15 protein-coding genes are annotated in these 18825 nt (G+C 72.9%); 11 read left to right on the plus strand and 4 right to left on the minus strand.

All coding sequences use genetic code 11. From position 1 onward, the window contains the following. The first annotated feature begins 88 nt into the window (after window positions 1-88). The 5 genes from ACFZBD_RS16360 (at window position 89) to ACFZBD_RS16380 (ending at window position 5290) form a co-directional block, all read left to right on the plus strand. On the plus strand, window positions 89-958 hold the full coding sequence (locus ACFZBD_RS16360; RefSeq protein WP_391140167.1) for an alpha/beta fold hydrolase: 870 nt from the start codon (window positions 89-91) through the stop codon (window positions 956-958). 63 nt (window positions 959-1021) lie between these two features. Then, the gene (locus ACFZBD_RS16365; protein ID WP_391140168.1) at window positions 1022-1957 is read left to right on the plus strand and encodes an NAD(P)H-binding protein; all 936 of its coding nucleotides are present in this window, start codon (window positions 1022-1024) and stop codon (window positions 1955-1957) included. A gap of 110 nt (window positions 1958-2067) precedes the next feature. Beyond that, complete coding sequence (locus ACFZBD_RS16370; protein ID WP_391140169.1) at window positions 2068-3414, plus strand: histidine kinase; 1347 nt, start codon at window positions 2068-2070, stop codon at window positions 3412-3414. After that, complete coding sequence (locus ACFZBD_RS16375; protein WP_391140170.1) at window positions 3411-4070, plus strand: response regulator; 660 nt, start codon at window positions 3411-3413, stop codon at window positions 4068-4070. Before ACFZBD_RS16370 ends, ACFZBD_RS16375 begins: the two co-directional genes overlap by 4 nt. Window positions 4071-4102: 32 nt before the next feature. Next, window positions 4103-5290, plus strand: coding sequence for a cytochrome P450 (locus ACFZBD_RS16380; RefSeq protein WP_391140171.1), 1188 nt, complete (start codon window positions 4103-4105; stop codon window positions 5288-5290). A 95-nt stretch (window positions 5291-5385) separates the two neighbouring features. Here ACFZBD_RS16380 and ACFZBD_RS16385 read toward each other — a convergent pair whose 3' ends face one another. Next, complete coding sequence (locus ACFZBD_RS16385) at window positions 5386-6216, minus strand: diacylglycerol kinase (protein WP_391140172.1); 831 nt, start codon at window positions 6214-6216, stop codon at window positions 5386-5388. Window positions 6217-6358: 142 nt separating this feature from the next. On the opposite strand from ACFZBD_RS16385, the gene ACFZBD_RS16390 reads away from it, so the two are divergent. The 3 genes from ACFZBD_RS16390 to ACFZBD_RS16400 all read left to right on the plus strand — a co-directional run bounded on the left by ACFZBD_RS16390 (window position 6359) and on the right by ACFZBD_RS16400 (window position 8842). Further along, window positions 6359-7642: an adenylosuccinate synthase gene (locus ACFZBD_RS16390; RefSeq protein WP_391140173.1), complete on the plus strand. Its 1284-nt coding sequence runs from the start codon at window positions 6359-6361 to the stop codon at window positions 7640-7642. A gap of 214 nt (window positions 7643-7856) precedes the next feature. Beyond that, window positions 7857-8486, plus strand: a complete 630-nt coding sequence (locus ACFZBD_RS16395; protein WP_391140174.1) for a DUF6232 family protein — start codon at window positions 7857-7859, stop codon at window positions 8484-8486. After that, window positions 8483-8842 carry a hypothetical protein gene (locus ACFZBD_RS16400; RefSeq protein WP_391140175.1) on the plus strand — a complete coding sequence of 120 codons (360 nt, stop codon included), beginning with the start codon at window positions 8483-8485 and terminating at the stop codon, window positions 8840-8842. Before ACFZBD_RS16395 ends, ACFZBD_RS16400 begins: the two co-directional genes overlap by 4 nt. 85 nt (window positions 8843-8927) lie before the next feature. On the opposite strand, the gene ACFZBD_RS16405 is transcribed toward ACFZBD_RS16400, so the two are convergent. Together ACFZBD_RS16405 and ACFZBD_RS16410 are read right to left on the minus strand one after the other, a co-directional pair. Further along, a complete protein-coding gene (locus ACFZBD_RS16405) occupies window positions 8928-10850 on the minus strand; it encodes a protein kinase (RefSeq protein WP_391140176.1) in 1923 nt (640 codons plus the stop codon). Between the two features lie 48 nt (window positions 10851-10898). Beyond that, window positions 10899-12422 (minus strand): substrate-binding domain-containing protein, encoded by a 1524-nt coding sequence (locus tag ACFZBD_RS16410; protein ID WP_391140177.1) that lies wholly within the window; start codon window positions 12420-12422, stop codon window positions 10899-10901. Window positions 12423-12577: 155 nt separating this feature from the next. Between ACFZBD_RS16410 and ACFZBD_RS16415 the strand changes: the two genes are divergently transcribed. Next, complete coding sequence (locus tag ACFZBD_RS16415) at window positions 12578-13519, plus strand: zinc-binding dehydrogenase (RefSeq protein WP_391140178.1); 942 nt, start codon at window positions 12578-12580, stop codon at window positions 13517-13519. 97 nt (window positions 13520-13616) lie between these two features. Here the strand turns inward: ACFZBD_RS16415 and ACFZBD_RS16420 are convergent, their stop codons facing one another. Next, window positions 13617-17084, minus strand: coding sequence for a hypothetical protein (locus tag ACFZBD_RS16420; RefSeq protein ID WP_391140179.1), 3468 nt, complete (start codon window positions 17082-17084; stop codon window positions 13617-13619). Between the two features lie 186 nt (window positions 17085-17270). Between ACFZBD_RS16420 and ACFZBD_RS16425 the strand changes: the two genes are divergently transcribed. Both ACFZBD_RS16425 and ACFZBD_RS16430 read left to right on the plus strand, forming a co-directional pair. Next, window positions 17271-17738: a MarR family transcriptional regulator gene (locus tag ACFZBD_RS16425; protein WP_391140180.1), complete on the plus strand. Its 468-nt coding sequence runs from the start codon at window positions 17271-17273 to the stop codon at window positions 17736-17738. A 97-nt stretch (window positions 17739-17835) separates the two neighbouring features. Continuing rightward, window positions 17836-18720 (plus strand): glycoside hydrolase family 19 protein, encoded by an 885-nt coding sequence (locus tag ACFZBD_RS16430; protein WP_391140181.1) that lies wholly within the window; start codon window positions 17836-17838, stop codon window positions 18718-18720. The last annotated feature ends 105 nt before the right edge of the window (window positions 18721-18825 follow it).

Genomic DNA, 18825 nt, shown 5'->3' on the forward strand with positions numbered 1-18825 from the left:
TGAACGCCTGATCTGCGGGGGCCCCGGTCCTGGTACGGTCCCCGCAGGTCAGGCCGATTCGGCCCCGTCCCCGAGAGGTTGGAACAGCATGCCGGACCCCGCCGCGCGCGACGCCGCCGAAGAAGCATCGGCCTTCTCGCACCCGGCCGTCGCCCCCGACGCGTCCGCCGCCTACGGTGAACACCCCGACCAGGTCGTCGACTTCTACGCCCCGCGCGACGGCCGGCAGCGGGCGCCGCTCGTCGTCGCGCTGCACGGCGGGGCGTGGCGGGCGGCGTACGACCGGCGGCACCTGACCCCCTTCGCGGACTTCCTGGCCCGCCGGGGCTTCGCCGTCGCCAACGTCGAGTACCGGCGCGGCAGTGACATCCCCCGACAGGGCGGTACGAGTCCGGTCGCCGGGCGCTGGCCGGAGACCTTCGACGACGTGGCCGCCGCCCTCGACGCCGTACCGCGGCTCGCCGCCGCACACCTGCCGCAGGCCGACGCGCGGCGGATCGTGCTCACCGGACACTCCGCGGGCGGCCATCTCGCCCTGTGGGCCGCCTCCCGGCACGTCGTCCCGGCGGACTCGCCCTGGCGGCTGCCGGCCGCGCCCCCGCTCCGCGGAGTGGTGGCACTGGCCCCGATCGCCCACTTCGACCGGGCGGTCGAACTCGGCGTCTGCGGTGACGCCGTCACCCAACTCATGGGCGGCGAAGGGGAATTCGACGTACGCGCACGGTACGCCGACCCCGCGCTGCTGCTGCCGACCGGGATCGCGACCACCGTCGTCCAGGGCCGGGACGACGTCGTCGTGCCGCAGGCGGTGGCCGAGGCGTACGTCGAGGCGGCGGCGAAGGCGGGGGAGACGGTCGGGTTCACCCTGCTCCAGGACGTCGGCCACTTCCCGCTGATCGACCCGGCCGCGGACGCGTGCGCGGTGGTGGCGGAGGAGATCGCCCAGCTGGCGTTCTGACGGCCGAGGGACGGAACGACCTTGCGGACAGAAGATGTCCGCAAGCCCTCCTACCGTCGGAGCATGACGAAGAGCCAGAGCAACAGCCTCCCCCACGGCCCGACGCACACCCCGCCGGCCCGCCCCGCCACGAGCCCGGCGGCCGACGGCGCCGCCGGCGACGGCCCCCGGACCGTCCTCGTCACCGGCGCCACCGGCACCGTCGGCCGCCATGTCGTCGCCGAACTCCTCGCCCGCGGCCACACCGTCCGCGCCCTGACCCGGGACGCGGCGAAGGCCCGGGCCGTGCTGCCCGCGGCCGTCGGGATCGTCGTCGGCGACCTGGCCGACCCCGACTCGCTCACCGACGCCCTGACGGACGTCACCGGCCTGCACCTCATCACCTTCGCGGGGGCGGCCTTCACCCCGCTGGAGACCGGCCCGCGCCTCCTAGAGCTGGCGAGGAAGGCGGGCGTACGCCGGGTGACCGTCCTGCACGGCGGCGAGGTCACCCCGATGGAGCGGGCGGTCACGGCGGCCGAGGACCTCGACTGGACGGTAGTGATGCCCGTCGAGTTCATGTCCAACGCCCTGGAGTGGGCGCCCGGCATCCGGACCGACGACGAGGTCCGCGAGCCCTTCGCCGACCGGCTCAGCGCCATGGTCCACGAGGCCGACATCGGCGCGGTCACCGCGGTCGCCCTGACCGAGGAGGGCCACGGCGGCCGGTCCTACGTCGTCACCGGACCCGAGGTCCTCACCCTCCACGACAAGGTCGCGGCGCTCGGCGCCGCCCGCGGGCGGGAGGTCCGCCTGGTCGAGCTGACCGAGGAGCAGGCCGTCTCCCGGTGGCGGCAGGAGGGCCTGCCGGATCAGGTGATCGACTTCCTGCGCGAGGTGTACGGCAACACCCCGGAGGCGGGCCGCACCGTCTCCGGCACCGTCGAGAAGGTCACCGGCCGCCCGGCCCGCACCTTCGCCGCCTGGGCGAAGGAGCACGCGGCCGCGTTCCGCGCCTAGGCCCTGTCCGGAGAGCAGCGCCGTCCGCCCGCAGGGCCAGGCGGGACTTTCCGGACACGCCCTCGTCCCCGGTAGTACTCAGGGGGGACGCGGAAGGATCCCCATTCCTGGTGACGACCGCGCCCCCCGGCCCGCCTACCGTGGACGGCGTGACCCAGACCCGTGAACAGAGCCGCAGCCCCGAGTTCCGCCTGGCCCAGGGCGCGCTCGGTGGGCTGCGCGAGGACCTCTTCCGCAACGCCTTCGCCTACCGCCCGCTCCTGCCGAGCCCGGCGGACGGGCGGCTCGGGCGGCGGCTCCCGGACCGGATGCGCGCCCGCTTGGCGTGGACCCCGCACGCGCTGGTCGCGGGCTGTGCCTTCGTCGTCTTCCTGATCGGCGCGGCGGTGGCCGAGGGTTCCGCCCCGCCGATCATGACGGTGTACGCCTTCGTGCCGGCGCTGATCGTGCTGATGACGCTCGTCCGCCCGGTCCTCGCCTTCTGGGCGTCGCTGCTGGTCACGCCGTTCATGGGCTTCGCCGGCGGCTTCGGCGACGGCTGGCCCTGGACGGCGAACATGTTCGCCGCGCACGTCGTCGTCATGACGGTGGTCGCCGCCCGCACCCGGCCCCGCACCGCCGCCTGGATGTGGCTGATGACCTGCGGATACGCGGTCTTCGCCGAGTTCTTCATGCGGTCCGAGTACACCACCGACGCACCGCCGCTCCTCTTCGTCGCCGCGCTCTCCCTGCTCGTCGTCACCGTCGTCCAGGTCCGGCGCCAGGCCGAACAGGAGGTCACCGCGCAGCAGACCGTGACCGCCCACGAGCGCTCCCGCCGCACCCTCCTCGAAGAGCGCACCACCATCGCCCGCGAGCTGCACGACGTGGTCGCCCACCACATGTCGGTGGTCGCCATCCAGGCGGAGGCCGCCCCCTACCGGGTGGAGAACCCGCCGCCGGAGCTGGAGCAGGCCTTCGTCACCATCCGCGAGAACGCGGTGGCGGCCCTCACCGAGCTGCGGCGCGTCCTCGGGGTCGTACGGGCCGAGGACTACGAAGCCCCCGACGCCCCGCAGCCCACCCTCGCCGACCTGGACGGGTTGGTCGCCAACGTCCGCGACGCCGGGCTCGACGTGCGCAAGACGGTGACCGGCGCGGTACGCGAACTCCCCCAGGGGGTCGAGCTGTCCGCGTACCGGATCATCCAGGAGGCGCTGAGCAACGTCCTGCGGCACGCGCCGGGCGCCGAGGCGAAGGTCGAGGTCAGCTACGTCCTCGGCGGGCTCGGTCTGCGGATCGTCAACGGCCCCGCGCGCGGACCGGTGAACCCCTCGCCGGGAGCCGGCCACGGCATCACCGGCATGCGGGAGCGTGTGACCATGCTGAACGGGGAGATGACCGCCGAGCCGGCCGAGGACGGCGGCTACGAGGTCACGGCGTTCATCCCGGTGGCGCGCGAGGAGGCCGACCAGTGATCCGCGTACTGATCGTCGACGACCAGATGATGGTCCGCGAGGGCTTCTCCGTGCTGCTCGGCGCGATGCCGGACATCGAGGTCGTCGGCGAGGCCGTCAACGGCCGCGAGGCGGTCGCCCAGGTCGCGGCGCTCCACCCCGACGTGGTCCTCATGGACATCCGGATGCCGGAGATGAACGGCATCGACGCCACCCGCGAGATCGTGGCCGCCGACGCCGACGCGAAGGTGCTGGTCCTGACCACCTTCGACCTCGACGAGTACGTCTACCAGGCGCTGCGCGCCGGGGCCTCCGGCTTCCTGCTGAAGGACGCCTCCGCGCGGCAGCTGGCGGACGGGGTACGGGTGGTGGCGGCCGGCGAGGCGCTGCTGGCGCCGACCGTCACCAAGCGGCTGATCACCGAGTTCGCGAAGGCGGCCGAGACGCCCAGGCAGCCGGCGTTGTCGCAGGTGGGAGAGTTGACCGAGCGGGAGACGGAGGTCCTGGTGCTGATCGCGCAGGGGCTCTCCAACGCGGAGATCGCGGACCATCTGGTGGTCGCCGAGTCGACGATCAAGACGCATGTGAGCCGGATCCTGGTGAAGCTGGGTCTGCGCGACCGGACGCAGGCGGCGGTCTTCGCGTACGAGGCGAGACTGGTGCGGGTGGGCGGATAGCCGGGCGCGGACGCGGTGGGTAGCGTCCGGTCATGGACGTTGCCTTCGACCCGTGGTCGCCCGAGTTCGTCGCCGATCCCTACCCCGCCTACACCGAGCTGCGGGCCCGCGGCCGGGCCCACTGGTTCGAGCCGACCCGGCAGTGGCTGATCCCCCACTACGCGGACGTGTCGGCGCTGCTGCGGGACCGGCGCCTCGGCCGGACGTACACCCACCGCTTCACCCACGAGGAGTTCGGCCGCGAGGCGCCCCCGGCCGCGCACGAGCCGTTCCACACCCTCAACGACCAGGGACTTCTCGACCTGGAGGGGCAGGACCACACGCGGATCCGGCGGCTGGTCTCCAAGGCGTTCACCCCGAGGACGGTGGAGAACCTGGCGCCGATGGTGGGGCGGCTGGCCGCGGACCTGGTGGCGGGGCTCGTCTCCCGGGGCGGCGGGGACCTGCTCGCCGAGGTGGCGGAGCCGCTGCCGGTCGCGGTCATCGCCGAGATGCTGGGCATCCCGGAGGAGGACGAGGAGCGGAACCGGCTCCGCCCCTGGTCGGCCGACATCTGCGGGATGTTCGAGCTGAACCCGTCCCCGGAGACTGCGGACCGGGCGGTACGGGCCTCGATCGAGTTCTCCGACTATCTGCGGGAGCTGATCCGGCGGCGCCGGAAGACTCCGGGGGAGGACCTGATCTCCGCGCTCATCGGGGTCGAGGACCTCACGGAACAGGAGATGATCTCCACCTGTGTGCTGCTTCTGAACGCCGGCCACGAGGCCACCGTGAACACCACGGTCAACGGCTGGTGGACGCTGCTGCGCGAGGACGTCCGTCCGGAACCCGGAAAGTTGTCCACAGCTGTGGAAGAACTTCTGCGGTACGACACCCCGCTCCAGATGTTCGAGCGCTGGGTCCTCGACGACATCGAGATCGGTGGCCGGGTCATCCCGCGCGGCTCGGAGGTCGCCCTCCTCTTCGGCTCGGCCAACCGCGACCCGGCCCGCTTCGGCCCGACGGCGGACGTCCTCGACCTCTCCCGCGCCGACAACCCGCACCTCACCTTCGGCGCCGGGATCCACTACTGCCTGGGCGCCCCGCTCGCCCGGCTCGAACTGTCGGCGGTCTTCGGCGAGCTGCTGCGCCGCGCCCCGGGCCTCCGGCTCGCGGCGGAACCCCGCTGGAAGCCCGGCTACGTGATCCGCGGCTTCGACGAGCTGCTCGTGGAGGTGTGAGCGGGCGGGCCGGGCAGTCGACGGGCCGGGGAGGCGCCGGACGGGCCCCGCACGGGCCCGCCCCGCCCCCGGCCCCGCCCCGGCCCTGTCCCGAGTCAGCTCCGGGCGTTCTGCGGCTTCCGCGCCTCCTTCGGCAGCGTCAGCCCCCACGCCCCCGGCAGGACCGTCCAGGTCCGGCGTCGTACGGGTCCCGCCACCACCGAGTCGGCGCGGTAGCGGAAGTCCGGACCCGAGACCGTGAGCACCCGGGCGGTCGTGTGGAACGAGGGCGCCGACGGCAGGAGGAGCGTGACATCCGCCATACCGCCGAGGGAGCGGACCGTCACCCCCTCCACCGGCGCGCTCACATCGCTGAGCAGCACCCCGTCCGCCTCCACCCGGAGCCGGTGGGTGCGGACCACCGCCGGCGCGGGGGCCGGCCCGACCAGGGTGCGGACCAGCGAGCGGCAGGTGCCCCAGACGGTGGGCGGCACGACGCCCGCGGGACCACCCGCCGCCGCCGGGACGCACAGGTCGCCGAGGACCACCCCGTCGCTGTCGTCGACCAGCAGGTCCAGGCGCCGTACCGCCCCGTCCAGGACCGCGCGGGCGGCGGCCACCGCGCTCTGCGGCACGCCGAGGGCGTGCGTGACTTCGAGGGAACCCGGAGCGCCGATCGGAACGAACGACAGCTCCCCGTCGGCGAGCTCACGCTCCCGGTGCAGCAAGGTCACCGTGCGTAGCAGGGCGCGGTCGTCACCCACCACCACGGGGCGGCGCGATCCGCGCCGCGCCAGGGCCCGGGAGAATTCCTCCGGGCTGTCCGGAAGGCAGATCTTCGCCTCCGCTCCCGCACACAGCACATCTTTCGCGATCCGTACGGACTCGCCGTCATTCCGGCGGGCGACCGGGTCGATGACCACCAGCAGCTGGTCGTGAGCCGACACCTCGGTCCTTCCTCGGGTAGCATCTTTGTGCAAGAGCCCCTTGCGCTATTGCGCCAGGGGCTTCGTCTATTCCGGGGCACACCGGTGAGGCGGCGGACGCCCGCTGACCTTGACATGCCCCGCCCGGAAGGGGTGTACGCCTGTGCCCGCACTTGTGCTGCTCGGTGCTCAGTGGGGTGACGAGGGCAAGGGAAAGGCCACCGACCTCCTCGGTGGATCCGTTGACTATGTGGTGCGTTACCAGGGCGGCAACAATGCCGGCCACACCGTCGTCGTAGGCGACCAGAAGTACGCGCTGCATCTTCTCCCTTCCGGAATCCTCTCCCCGGGGTGCACCCCGGTGATCGGAAACGGTGTCGTCGTCGACCCGGCGGTCCTGCTCTCCGAGCTGAGCGGGCTGAACGAACGTGGCGTCGATACGTCCAAGCTCCTCATCAGTGGTAACGCGCATCTCATCACGCCGTACAACGTCACCCTCGACAAGGTGACGGAACGCTTCCTCGGGAAGCGCAAGATCGGCACCACCGGCCGGGGCATCGGCCCGACCTACGCCGACAAGATCAACCGCGTCGGCATCCGGGTCCAGGACCTCTACGACGAGTCGATCCTCGTCCAGAAGGTCGAGGCGGCGCTCGAGGGGAAGAACCAGCTCCTCGCCAAGCTCTACAACCGCCGCGCCATCGACGCCGCGCAGATCGTCGAGGAGATGCTCCAGTACGCGGAGCAGATCCGGCCGTACGTCGCCGACACCACCCTGATCCTGAACCAGGCGCTGGACGACGACAAGGTCGTGCTCTTCGAGGGCGGCCAGGGCACCCTCCTGGACGTCGACCACGGCACGTACCCCTTCGTCACCTCCTCGAACCCGACCGCGGGCGGCGCGTGCACCGGCGCCGGCGTGGGCCCGACGAAGATCAGCCGGGTCATCGGCATCCTCAAGGCGTACACCACCCGCGTCGGCGCCGGCCCGTTCCCGACGGAGCTGTTCGACGAGGACGGCGAGGCGCTGCGCCGCATCGGCGGCGAGCGCGGTGTCACCACCGGCCGTGACCGTCGCTGCGGCTGGTTCGACGCGGTCATCGCCCGGTACGCCACCCGCGTCAACGGCCTGACCGACTTCTTCCTCACCAAGCTCGACGTGCTGACGGGCTGGGAGCAGATCCCGGTCTGCGTCGCGTACGAGATCGACGGGAAGCGCGTCGAGGAGCTGCCGTACTCGCAGACCGACTTCCACCACGCGAAGCCGGTCTACGAAATGCTGCCGGGCTGGTCCGAGGACATCACCAAGGCCAAGACCTTCGCCGACCTGCCGAAGAACGCGCAGGCGTACGTGAAGGCCCTGGAGGAGATGTCGGGCGCCCCGATCTCCGCGATCGGCGTCGGCCCCGGCCGCACCGAGACGATCGAGATCAACTCGTTCCTGTAGCGGCACCCGCGGCCTCCGGCCGCACCCGCGCACACCGCGCGCCGAGGGCCCGCACCCCGTACCCGGGGGTGCGGGCCCTCGCCCGTCCGGACAGGCGCCCCCCGTGGTGCCCGGCATCAACGAGCCCGCAGGTCAGCGCCCTTGAGGCGCGAATTCAACTTGTGATCGCGGGGGCGCCGGGGCCTTAATGGGGCTTCACCGACGAGGGGGAATCATGGATCACACGATCGGGGCGGCGACGCCCCCACAGCCGTCGTCGCCGCCTCCGCCGGCGCACGCGCCCGCCGCCGGACCGGAGCCGTGGACGAACGGCATCGACATCGTCATCAGCAAGCGGCTGTTATGGGTGGGCGGGGCGGCCTATCCGCTCCAGAACATCGCCCGCGTCTACACCTTCACCCTGCACCCGCGCCGCAAGGAAGCCGTCGTGCGGTTCGTGAAGCGAGTGGCGCTCACGCTCGCGTTGGCGCTCGTCCTCACCCTTCTCGGCGGGCTGGCGACGATGGGCAGCCAGGAGACCGCCGAATCCGTCCTCACCTGGGTCTGGCTCCTCGCCGCCGCGGCCCTGGTCTACTCCCTCGTGGAGATGGTCACCGTCCTGACCGCGCAGTCCCACTTCGTCCTGGCCGTCGAGACGTCCGGCCCGTCGACCGCGCTGGTCACCGCCAAGGACCCCGAGCACCTGCGCAGGCTCGTGCACTCCATCGCGCACGCCATCGAGAACCCGGAGACGGAGTTCCAGGTACGGGTGGAGACGCTGACGATCAGCCCCAGCAACTACTACTTCGGCGACAACGTCAACATGTACGGCGGAACGGGCAACGTAGGGATGGCCGGCGCATGAGCGAGAGCAACTACTACTACGGCAACACCGTCAACATGCACGGCGGGACGAACAACACCGGCATGGTCAACCACCAGTCGGGAACGGTCGGCGCGCAGGCCTCCTCGCCCGCGCTCGAAGCCGCCGTACGGGAGTTGCTCCAGCTCCTCCAGGAGCTGCGGGCCGCCGTCCCGCCCGCGACCGCGCACTCCATCGACGAGACGCTCCCGGTCCTCGCCGCCCCCGCGGCGGACGCGCCGCCGGAGGACCGGCGCCGCGCCCTCATGACCGTCGCGGGCATCGCCGCCACGGCCGGGGCGATCGGCCAGCCCGTCCTCGACTCCGTCCGGGCGGTCCTGGAACTCCTCGGCGCCTGACGACCGGCCGGGAGCGCCCGCCTCCGCACGGAGGCGGGCTTCCGCCCCTGCGACGCACGGCACCGGACCCCACCCGGCCACACCCCTAGCCGCGGTAGTACTCGCCCGGCTCGCCGTCCAGCATCGGGAAAACCAGCAGGCGGTCCCGGCCCTTGAAGCGGTCCACGGTCAGATAGCCGGCGGTCCCGGCGTCCTCGCAGTCGCTGTCCGAGGCGTCGGCCACGGTGGTGCCGGGGCCGATGATCAGGGGCGTGCCGGAGCCGGCGAGGATCGAGGTGAAGGTGCAGCTGACCGAGTCGGGCCTCGGGTTGCCCTCGTCGTCGAGGCGGGGATAGACGTGGACGCGGCGGAAGACGGTGGCGCCGACGGGGCCCTGGGTGACGGTCACCTCGTCGCTGTAGCGGTCGCGGTTCTCGCCGTAGATCAGCGGGTCGTTCTCCATCTTCCACCGGCCCACGAGTCGCTCCGGCACGATGTCCGTGCCGGTGCGGGCCTTGCGGAAGGTGGCCTTCACCGTGCCGGACGACCACTCCACGACGTCGGGGGAGCGCAGCGTCAGGGTCTGGTGCGCGGCGGGGGTGCACCGCTGGTCGGGGACGCTCGTGGTGACGTCGGACTCGCCGAGGACGACCTTGTCCTCGTCGGCGGAGACGAGCCGCGAACGGCCCATGCACAGGCGCTCCTCGCCGACCTGGACGTAGACGGCGATCTTGGAGCCCGCGGCCCCCTGGCCGATCTCGATCCGGGCGGTCTCGCGGGGGTGGTCGGCCGAACCGCGCTGGACCCCCTCCCAGGCGCCCAGGAACGCCGCCGGCACGATCCCCGCCGGGCGGGCCGACGCGTCACCGGACTGCCCGCCGGTGGGGTTCTTCCGCCCGTCCCCACCGGTGTCCCGGCCCGGCCAGACGACGTAGGTCACCGTCGCCGCCGCGGCGACGGCGAGGGCCGTGCCCGCGGCGATCAGGCGGCCGCGCCGCCGCCGCTCGGGCCCCCTCGGGGCGGGAGGAGGCGTCGGGTCGCCGGGCCCGGCCCCGGTCGTCCCCCGGCCGTCTCCCGAGGTGCGGTCGGCGGATGGGCAGGCCCCGGATGTGCTGCCCTCCGTGCCGCCGCCCGCGGTGACGGCCTCCACCTCCAGGACCCGGGCGGCGTGCCGTCCGAGGCGGGCGAGCACCTCCGCCGGCAGCCACGGGTCGACGACGTCGACCGTCTCCACCAGCTCGGCGGCCGAGGGCCGCTCGGCCGGGTCCTTGGCGAGGCAGGAGCGGACCAGGCCGGCCAGTTCGGCCGGGAGGCCGGTCAGGTCGGGCTCGTCGTGGGCGATGCGGAACATCGTGGCGTGGACGCCGCTGTCCGCCGTACCGAACGGGGAGTGCCCCGTCGCCGCGTAGACGAGGACCGAGCCGAGGCAGAAGACGTCCGATGCCGGGGTCAGCTTCTCGCCCCTGACCTGCTCCGGTGACATGAAGCCGGGCGAGCCGACCACCGCGCCGGTGCTGGTCAGGCCGCCGTCGGTGACCGTCTCGACGGCGCGGGCGATGCCGAAGTCGATGATCTGCGGGCCGTCGACGGTGAGCAGGACGTTGGACGGCTTGAGGTCGCGGTGGACGAGGCCCGCGTCGTGGACGTGGGTGAGGCCCCGGGCGAGCCCGGCGGCGAGGGTGCGCACGGTCGCGGCCGGAAGCGGCCCGAACTCCTCGGCCACCACGGCCCGCAGCGACGGCCCGGGGACGTAGCCGACGGCCACCCACGGCGATTCGGCCGTCGTGTCCGACGCCAGCACGGGTGTCGTCCCGGTCCCGCCGACCCGCTCCAGGGCGGCGACCTCACGGGCGAACCGGCGCCGGAACTCCTCCTGCGCGGCCAGCTCCGCGTGCACGACCTTCACCGCGACCGTGCGGCCGCCGGACGAGCGCGCCAGGAACACCCGCCCCATCCCGCCGACGCCCAGGCGGCCGAGCAGACGGAACGGGCCGATGCCGGCGGGGTCTTCCGGGTTCAATGGATCCACGTCGACAGAGGATGCCAGACGGCCCCCCACCGGTTCTCGCCCCGCCGCTCAGCCTTCCCCGCAGACCCGCAGGCCCTGAGGCGTCGCGCACGGCAGGTGGCCGTGGGCGCGGACGACGTCCTGGCCGCCGCCGCGGCTCAGATAGGCGAGGAAGCTCGAGGTCAGCGAGTCGGCGGCCGGCTGCCCCCAGGTGTACGCGTACTCGATCTCCCGGTACGGGTACGTCGACGCGCCGATCTCCTCCACGTCGGGGACGCGGCCGTCGATGGCGACCCGGTGCAGGCCCTTTCGGCCGTCGGAGGCGCGGAGTTCGGTGTATCCGATGGCGCCGGGGAGCCGGGCCACGGTCGCCAGCACCTGCTCGGTGCTGTCGAGTTCGCAGCGCAGGACCTTCGCCTCCGGGTCGTCCGAGGTCGCGCAGTCGCGCGAGGAGTTCGCGGGCTCGTTGCGGCCCAGCACCCGGCGCTGGAAGACCTCGCGCGTACCGGAGTTGGCGTCCCTGCTGACCAGCAGGACCCGCCGGCTGGAGCCCCCGTCCAGCCGGCTCCAGTCGGTGATCTCGCCCCGGTAGAGGCGGCGGACGTCCTCGATCGACAGGTTGTCGACGGCCGTCCCGTCGTGGACGACGAGGGTGAAGAGGGAGACGGCGACCCTGTTCTCCCGCAGCTGCGGATAGCCGCCGGGCCCCCGCCCGTCGGAGAGCGCGACGACGGCGGGGGAGCGCTTGCCGCTCGCGGCCCCGGCCGCCGCCAGCTCCCGGATGCCCGCCGTCGAGCCGTGCGCGTCGACCAGGACGGTGGCGCCCTCGCAGTCCTTCTCGTACTCCTTCGCCACCTCCCGCACCACGGGGGCGAACGCCGTCGAGCCGGTGACCGTGAGCGTGCCCCGGGCGCAGCCGATCGGCGGCGGGGTCTCGTTGCGGACGATGATCGTGGCGAGGGTGACCACGCAGGCGGCGAGGACGAGGGCGATGTTGCGGGCCGCCGGGCTGAACGTCGGCGTCCGGTCGTCGACGCTCCTGCTGTGGTTGCGGTGGATGTCGGTCTCCCGGAGCGTGCCGGTCAGCTCGATCTCGTCCAGGTCCACCCGTCCGGAGAGCAGGACCAGCAGCTTGAAGTACTGCTTGCGGCCGAGGGACACCTTGGGCATCAGGACCGCGTTGCCCTCCTTGCGCAGCCGCGGCTCCGCCTCCAGGTGGCGCCGGACCCGCTCGAAGGGCTGGGGGACGGTGGCGACGACGGCCTGCACGGTCTTGTCGTCGAAGGTGACCCGCAGCCCCTCGAAGCCGTCGGACCGCTCGTAGTCCGCGTGGTGGATGTCGCGCAGGCCGTCGTTCTCGATCCGGAGCAGGACGAGCGTGGAGCCGTCGGTGCCGCCGACCTCGCCGACCCGGACGGTCATGTCCCCCACGGTCTGGTCGCCGTCGCGCAGGGGCGTGTTGAGCTGGACGCGGTAGCCGAGCCGCCTGCCCCGCTGCATGAAGCGTTCGTAGGCCACGACACCCGCCGAGACGAGGACACCGATGAGGGCGGTGACCACGGCGACGACGTTCTCGGCGGTTATCCACTCCATGCCCGCGACGGTACGGACGCGTGTGCGAGGCCGGGGGCGGTGTCGCGGGTCGCCATCAGGAGTTCTCCCTTCCTTCAGGTGGCGGCACTGATGTTGCTGGGGGCCGGGGGCGTGGGTGTAATGGCCACGAGGGGGCCCCGTCGGAGAGGAACCCCATGCGTGTCGTCGAAGTGACCGCCTACGGCGGTCCCGAGGTGCTGCAGATCGCCCGCCGGCCCGAGCCGGAGGTCGCCGACGCCCCGGGGCGGGTACGGGTGCGGGTGAAGGCCGCCGGGGTGCACCAGGCGGACCTGCGGATCCGCGCCGGCCAGTACGCCGCGGGCCTGGGCGACCTCACGCCACCGTTCGTCCTGGGCTCCGACTTCGCGGGCACCCTGATGGACCCCGCCCCCGGCATGCCGGTCGGGACCCGTGTGGCCGGTTTCGTGCCCTGGGCGGAGGAGCGCACCGGCGCGGGCAGCTACGCCGAGATCATCCAGGTCGAACCGGCCTGGCTGGCCCCGGTGCCCGACGAGGTCGACTTCACCACCGCGGCCTCGGTGCCGCTCTCCGCGCTCACCGCCCAGCAGGCCGTCGACATGCTGCGGCTCCCCACCGGCTCGATCGTGCTCGTCACGGGCGCGGGCGGGGTGGTCGGCCGGTTCGCGGTGCAGCACGCGGCCGCCGCCGGTTACCGGGTGCTCGTGGTCGCGAACGAGGGCGACGAGGCCGAGCTGCGGGTCCTCGGCGCCGACCACATCGTCCGCCGCGGGGAGCCTCAGGACGTGCTCGCCCAGCTGCTGGAGGCCGCCCCCGACCGGGTGGACGGCGTCTTCGACGCGGCCCTGATCGGCGCACCGGTGCTGCCGGTCCTGAAGGACGGCGGCGTCTTCATCTCGGCCTCGCCCGAACGGATGCCGACCGCGGAGCGGGGCATCTCGGTGACGGCGGTCCACGGGGCGCCGGACGCGCCCCGGCTGAAGGAGATCCTGGAACTCGTGGCCTCCCGCGGCCTGATCACCCGGGTGGCGGACGTGATGCCCCTGGAACTCGCGGCCGAGGCCCACCGCCGCGTCGAGGCGGGCCACCGCCCCGGCCGCCTGGTGCTCCTGGTCTGAGACCCCCCCGCGCCTCCGACCGCGCTCTAAGCCTCCGGTGACCCGGGGCCGGGACACCGGGCCGGACGACGCGTGCGCCCTCCGGCCCGGGCCCGGGTCACCGGGCGAAGTACCCCTGGACGTCGGCGACGAGGTCGACGCTCCCCGCATGGTTGGAGAAGGTGACCTTGCCGTCCACGACGGGAACGACCACCAGATTGGACACGGTCTCCCCGGCCGGCACGTTGACGTTCGACGCGCTGGTGCGGGTGGTGCCGTAGGGGTACGCGGTGATGAACGTGGACGCCGTGGTGTTGGTCGCGGTCACGTTGAGCACGACGGCCGTGACGTCGACCGCCGAGACCCCGGCCTTGCCGGCGACCGTGAGCTGGACGGTCCCCCCGGGACCGACCTTGGCCTTGGCCGCCCCGGTCCCGGCGCGGGTGTCCAGGACCCGGGAGGGGGCCAGCGGCTCGAACCGCGAACCGTGGGCGGCGTCCGTGTAGTAGCCCTGCACGTCGGCGATCAGGTCGACCGCGCCGGCGTGGTTGTAGAGGTAGACCTTGCCGTTGACCACGGGGGCGACGACCACGTTCGACACCGTGCGGCCCGCCGTCGTGTTCAGCAGTGACGGTCCCCACCAGTCGACCGTGTGGTCCTGCGGCACCACCGACACGACGGTCGAGGACGTCGGGCCGGCGGCGGTCACGTTCAGGACCACCGACCGCGCCCCGGCGGGCACGCCGCCCCTGCCTTCGACGGTGAGCGCCAGGGTGCGGTGGCCCGGCAGCTTGCCCTTCGCCGCGCCGAGGCCGCTGCGGGTGTCGAGGAGCCGCGCGGGCGTCAGGGGGCGGAAGAGGTCGCCGGAATCCGGGGTGTAGTACCCCTGGACGTCGGCGACGAGGTCCGCGGTCCCCGCGTGGTTGTAGAAGGTGACCTTGCCGTCCCTGACCGGCACGACGACCAGGTTCGGTACGGTCCGGCCGGCCGGCACGTTGAGATGGGAGGCGCTCGTCCGGGTGGTGCCGTACGGGTACGCGGTGATGTAGGTGGACGCGGTGGTGTTCGTCGCGGTCACGTTCATGACGACGGCGGTGACCCCCGTGGCCGGCACGCCGCCCTTGCCCCCGATGGTCAGGGTGGCGGTGCCCCGGGCGCCGATCTTGGCCTTCGTGACACCGAGACCGGTCCGGGTGTCCATGACGCGCACCGGAGTGACGCCCGTGAAGGTCTCGGAGGCGGTGGGAGTGGCGTTGCGCAGGACCGTGTGGCCGCTCGTCGAGAAGTCGGCGCCCACGCCGTCGACGGGCCGGGCGGTGAACGTCCAGGTGTACGCCCCGTTCCGCATCGGGTTCTCGGCGGCGTCCCGGCCGTTCCACCGGATGTCGATGCGTTCGCGGGCCTCCCCGCCGGCCGCGAGGGCGGTGACCTCGCCGGTGGCGTTGTGCCGGATGCTGAGGTTCCACGACGCGACGGGCTTGCTGAGGGTGAGCGTGGTGAGCATCGGGGCGGCGGCGGTGGCGTCGACCGCGTCGGCGCCCCTTCCGTCGACGACCGACAACGGCTGGGTGGCGATGCCCGCCGGGACGAGACGGACCCGCTCGGCGGCGTCGACGTACGCCGCCCCGCCGCCGAAGCGGTCCACGGTCCAGCGGATGTGGCGCTGGGAGACGCCGGTGTCCGGCAGGTCGCCGATGACCCGGCTGACGGTCCGGGACGAGTCGACGCCGGTGAGGACGAGCTTTCCGGCGGTCTTGTCGTGGGTGACGACGTAACCGTCGCCCAGCAGGGCCTCGCCGGACGGGACGGGGCGCGACGCGCCCGTCCACATGTCGCGGACGCCCGCCGGACCGTTCGGTCCGCACAGCCAGTACATCCAGCGGCCGACCACCTGGAGCTCCTGCGCGACGCAGGGAAGGATGCCCGGGTAGGAGGCTATCGCGTCGGCGTCCAGCACGAATCGCCGGACGACGGTGCCCTTGTCGGTGGTGGAGGCCGCCCAGTTGGCGGAGCCGTGCAGAGCGGTGGCTCCCGGGGGGTATTTCCGGAGCGTGTTCGCGGTCAGGTCGGTGACGGCGTTCTCGCCGGTGGGGCCGGGGATGGTGTGCAGGAGCTGGTGGGGTGACGCGTCGGTGAGGAGGCTGCCCTTCTCCCCGGTGGCCACGGTGCTTCGGCCCGGCCCGGCGACCGCGTAGGTGTCGAAGGCCTGGTCGTGAGCCGAGAAGCGCGCGAAGCGCCCGTCGCCGAGGCCGATGAGGCGGGCACAGGCCGTGTCGTCCGCGGCACAGGCGGGCAACTGCCCCGCGAAGCGGGCGCGCTCGCCGATTCCGGCCGCGCTCACCGTGCGGACGTGTGCGCCGGCCTTCCCTGCGGCGGAAGCGCTGTCGTCGACGACGGCCAGCCGGCCCTGCGTGATGGCGATGCCCCGGATGTGCGCGGTGAGCGGCGTGAACCTCTTCACCAGGGCCGCGACGGGCCTGCCCTCGGCGTCGGCCGTGATGCGGCGCACTCCCCAGTCGGTCGAGCCGCTGCCGCCGATGACCACGGCGGTGCCGTCGGGCCCCGTCGAAAGGGCCTGTGTGGACCGTGCGACGAGTTCGACGGCTGCGCCTCCGGCGATCGGCTGTCGGTAGACCTTACCCAGGGTGTCGCGGTAGACGAGCTGCTCGCCGACCACGGCGACCTGCTGGGACTCGGCCAGGGCGGGGCCGAGGTCCACCGGGACGGGCGGCGCGGCGAGGTCGGAGCGCGGGAGGAGCAGGACGGTGCCGTCGGCGGATCGCAGGGCGACGTGGCGGGGCGAGAGCGCCATCGGGTAGGCCCCGGTGGGCAGCGGTGCTCCGATCCGGGTGACGCGGCCCGTCTCCTTGGAGACGAGGGCCGGCTGGACGGCCTGGCCCGGAGCGTACGTCGTCATGAGGACGTGGGTGTCGTCGGCGTCGTAGGGGACTCCGAGGAAGCCGTCGCCCGCCGCGTCGGTGACGGGCAGGTCCAGGGTCGTCCCGTCGGGGCGCACGGAGAGCAGGTGCGTCTCCGTGGCGGTCCGCCCGGTGCCGTCCGGCTTGGCGACCATCTTGTGGGCGACGACCGTGGAACCGAAGACCCGGACGCCCCCGTCCAGCCCGTCCGGGAGGGCGACGGTCCGCACGGTGCCGTCGGCGTGACGGAGTTCCACCTCGCCCGCGCGCAGATAGGCGAGCACGTCGGAGCCGGTCCCCTGGACGGCTGTCCACGGCGTGTCGGGCAGCGTGACCGGGACGGTCTTCCCGTCCGCGTAACGCGTCCACTGAGTGCCCGCCAGGCCCTCCTCGGTGTGGAACACGCCTTCTGTGCCCGCCGCGTCGGCTTCGCGGTAGCGGGACCGTTCCGCCAGGTACGGCGTTCCGCCGCGCGGCGTGGTCTTGAAGGCCGCCGGGACGACGACCTCTTCGGTCGTGTCCGTTGCCGCGGCGGCGGGCGCTCCCGGCCCCGCGGACGGTGCCTCTTCCGCTCGCGCGACCGTCGCCGACGGCAGCGCGCCGCCGATCGTCAGCGCGATGCCCATCGCGGCGGCGAACGCGCCCCGCGTCAGGGTATGACGAACCACTGATCCCTCCCCGGACTGCCCTGCCGTGCCCCCACCGCAGGTGAGCCGGAGCCTAACAGTCCTCTCCCCGCACGCGGACCGTGGTTTCGAACTCGTTCAAGGGGTCGTGGGGCGAGGTCTCCTCCTGGGACTTCCCGCCGTCCGATCCATCGTTCGGCCCCCTAACGCCAGGGGTAATCTGCGGGCATGAACCCCGACGCCGCGGACGGCGCCCCCGGCGAGGACGAGCGGCGGACCCCCGCCCGGCTCCGCGCGCTGCCGAGCCGTCTCCTCGCGTTGACCGCCGCGCGGGCGGACCGCCTGGTCTGTGCCGGTCTGGCCGAGCAGGACGCCCGTAAGTGGCACTACACGGTGCTCGTCTCGCTGGACGAGTTCGGGGCGACCAGCCAGGCCGGCCTGAGCCGTCGCACCGGCATCTACCGCAGCGACCTCGTCGCGGTCATCAACGAGCTCGCCGAGCGCGGCCATGTCGAGCGCACCCCCGACCCCGACGACCGCCGACGCAACGTCGTCACGCTGACCGCGTGCGGCGGTGAGCACCTCCGGCGCCTCGACCGGGTCCTCGCCGGAATCCAGGACGAGCTGATGGAGCCGCTGTCCCCGGCCGAACGGACGCTGCTGACCGGCCTGTTGGAGCGCGTGCTCCAGCGGTGAGAAGCCGCGGCACGAGTGTCACGAATGTTGGTCTAGACCTTGACAGGTCCAGACCAAAGCGGGTTCGCTGGGCCTTCCCCCACGGAAGGACGAGCGCATGCTGCGACGCCTGCTCATACTCGTGTCCGCTCTCTGTACGGCCGTCGGACTGGCCGTCTTCCTCCCCGCCGCGTCGGCAGGCGCGGCCCCCGCCTGCGTGGCCGGCTGGAACTCCTCCAGCGTCTACACCGGCGGCATGACCGCCTCCTACAACGGTCGCAACTGGTACGCCAAGTGGTGGACCCAGAACGAACGCCCCGGCACCTCCGACGTCTGGCGCGACGAGGGCGCCTGCGGCGGCGGTACGACCCCGCCTCCGACCTCCGGATTCGTCGTCAGCGAGGCCCAGTTCAACCAGATGTTCCCGAACCGGAACTCCTTCTACACGTACAGCGGCCTGACGGCCGCCCTCAGCGCCTACCCCGGCTTCTCCAACACCGGCAGCGACACCGTGAAGCGGCAGGAGGCCGCCGCCTTCCTCGCCAACGTCAACCACGAGACCGGTGGCCTGGTCCACATCGTCGAGCAGAACACCGCCAACTACCCGCACTACTGCGACCGCAACCAGCCCTACGGCTGCCCCGCCGGCCAGGCCGCGTACTACGGCCGCGGACCCATCCAGCTCTCCTGGAACTTCAACTACAAGGCCGCGGGTGACGCCCTCGGCATCGACCTGCTCAACAACCCGTACCGCGTCGAGCGCGAGTCGGCCGTCGCCTGGAAGACCGGCCTCTGGTACTGGAACACCCAGAACGGCCCGGGCACGATGACCGGCCATCAGGCGATGGTCAACGGCGCCGGATTCGGCCAGACGATCCGCTCCATCAACGGCGCGCTGGAGTGCGACGGCAAGAACCCCGCGCAGGTCCAGAGCCGGGTGAGCAAGTACCAGCAGATCACCCAGATCCTGGGCGTGCCGACGGGCGCGAACCTGTACTGCTGACGCCCCGCGCCTGCGGCCCGCCCGGCCGCACGGGGGTGTGGCGAGGAGGAGGGAGCGGATCACCCGCCCCCTCCTCCTCCCGTCTCCGGATCCGCCTTCGGATCG

It is taken from the genome of Streptomyces sp. NPDC008121, assembly GCF_042957155.1.
In the GTDB taxonomy this organism is placed as follows: Bacteria; Actinomycetota; Actinomycetes; order Streptomycetales; family Streptomycetaceae; genus Streptomyces.

Coding starts and splice junctions, on each gene's coding strand:
- ACFZBD_RS16360 (WP_391140167.1), top strand. CDS start 89: ATGCCGGACCCCGCCGCGCGCGACGCCGCCGAAGAAGCATCGGCCTTC.
- ACFZBD_RS16365 (WP_391140168.1), top strand. CDS start 1,022: ATGACGAAGAGCCAGAGCAACAGCCTCCCCCACGGCCCGACGCACACC.
- ACFZBD_RS16380 (WP_391140171.1), top strand. CDS start 4,103: ATGGACGTTGCCTTCGACCCGTGGTCGCCCGAGTTCGTCGCCGATCCC.
- ACFZBD_RS16395 (WP_391140174.1), top strand. CDS start 7,857: ATGGATCACACGATCGGGGCGGCGACGCCCCCACAGCCGTCGTCGCCG.
- ACFZBD_RS16400 (WP_391140175.1), top strand. CDS start 8,483: ATGAGCGAGAGCAACTACTACTACGGCAACACCGTCAACATGCACGGC.
- ACFZBD_RS16410 (WP_391140177.1), bottom strand. CDS start 12,422: ATGGAGTGGATAACCGCCGAGAACGTCGTCGCCGTGGTCACCGCCCTC.
- ACFZBD_RS16415 (WP_391140178.1), top strand. CDS start 12,578: ATGCGTGTCGTCGAAGTGACCGCCTACGGCGGTCCCGAGGTGCTGCAG.
- ACFZBD_RS16425 (WP_391140180.1), top strand. CDS start 17,271: ATGAACCCCGACGCCGCGGACGGCGCCCCCGGCGAGGACGAGCGGCGG.
- ACFZBD_RS16430 (WP_391140181.1), top strand. CDS start 17,836: ATGCTGCGACGCCTGCTCATACTCGTGTCCGCTCTCTGTACGGCCGTC.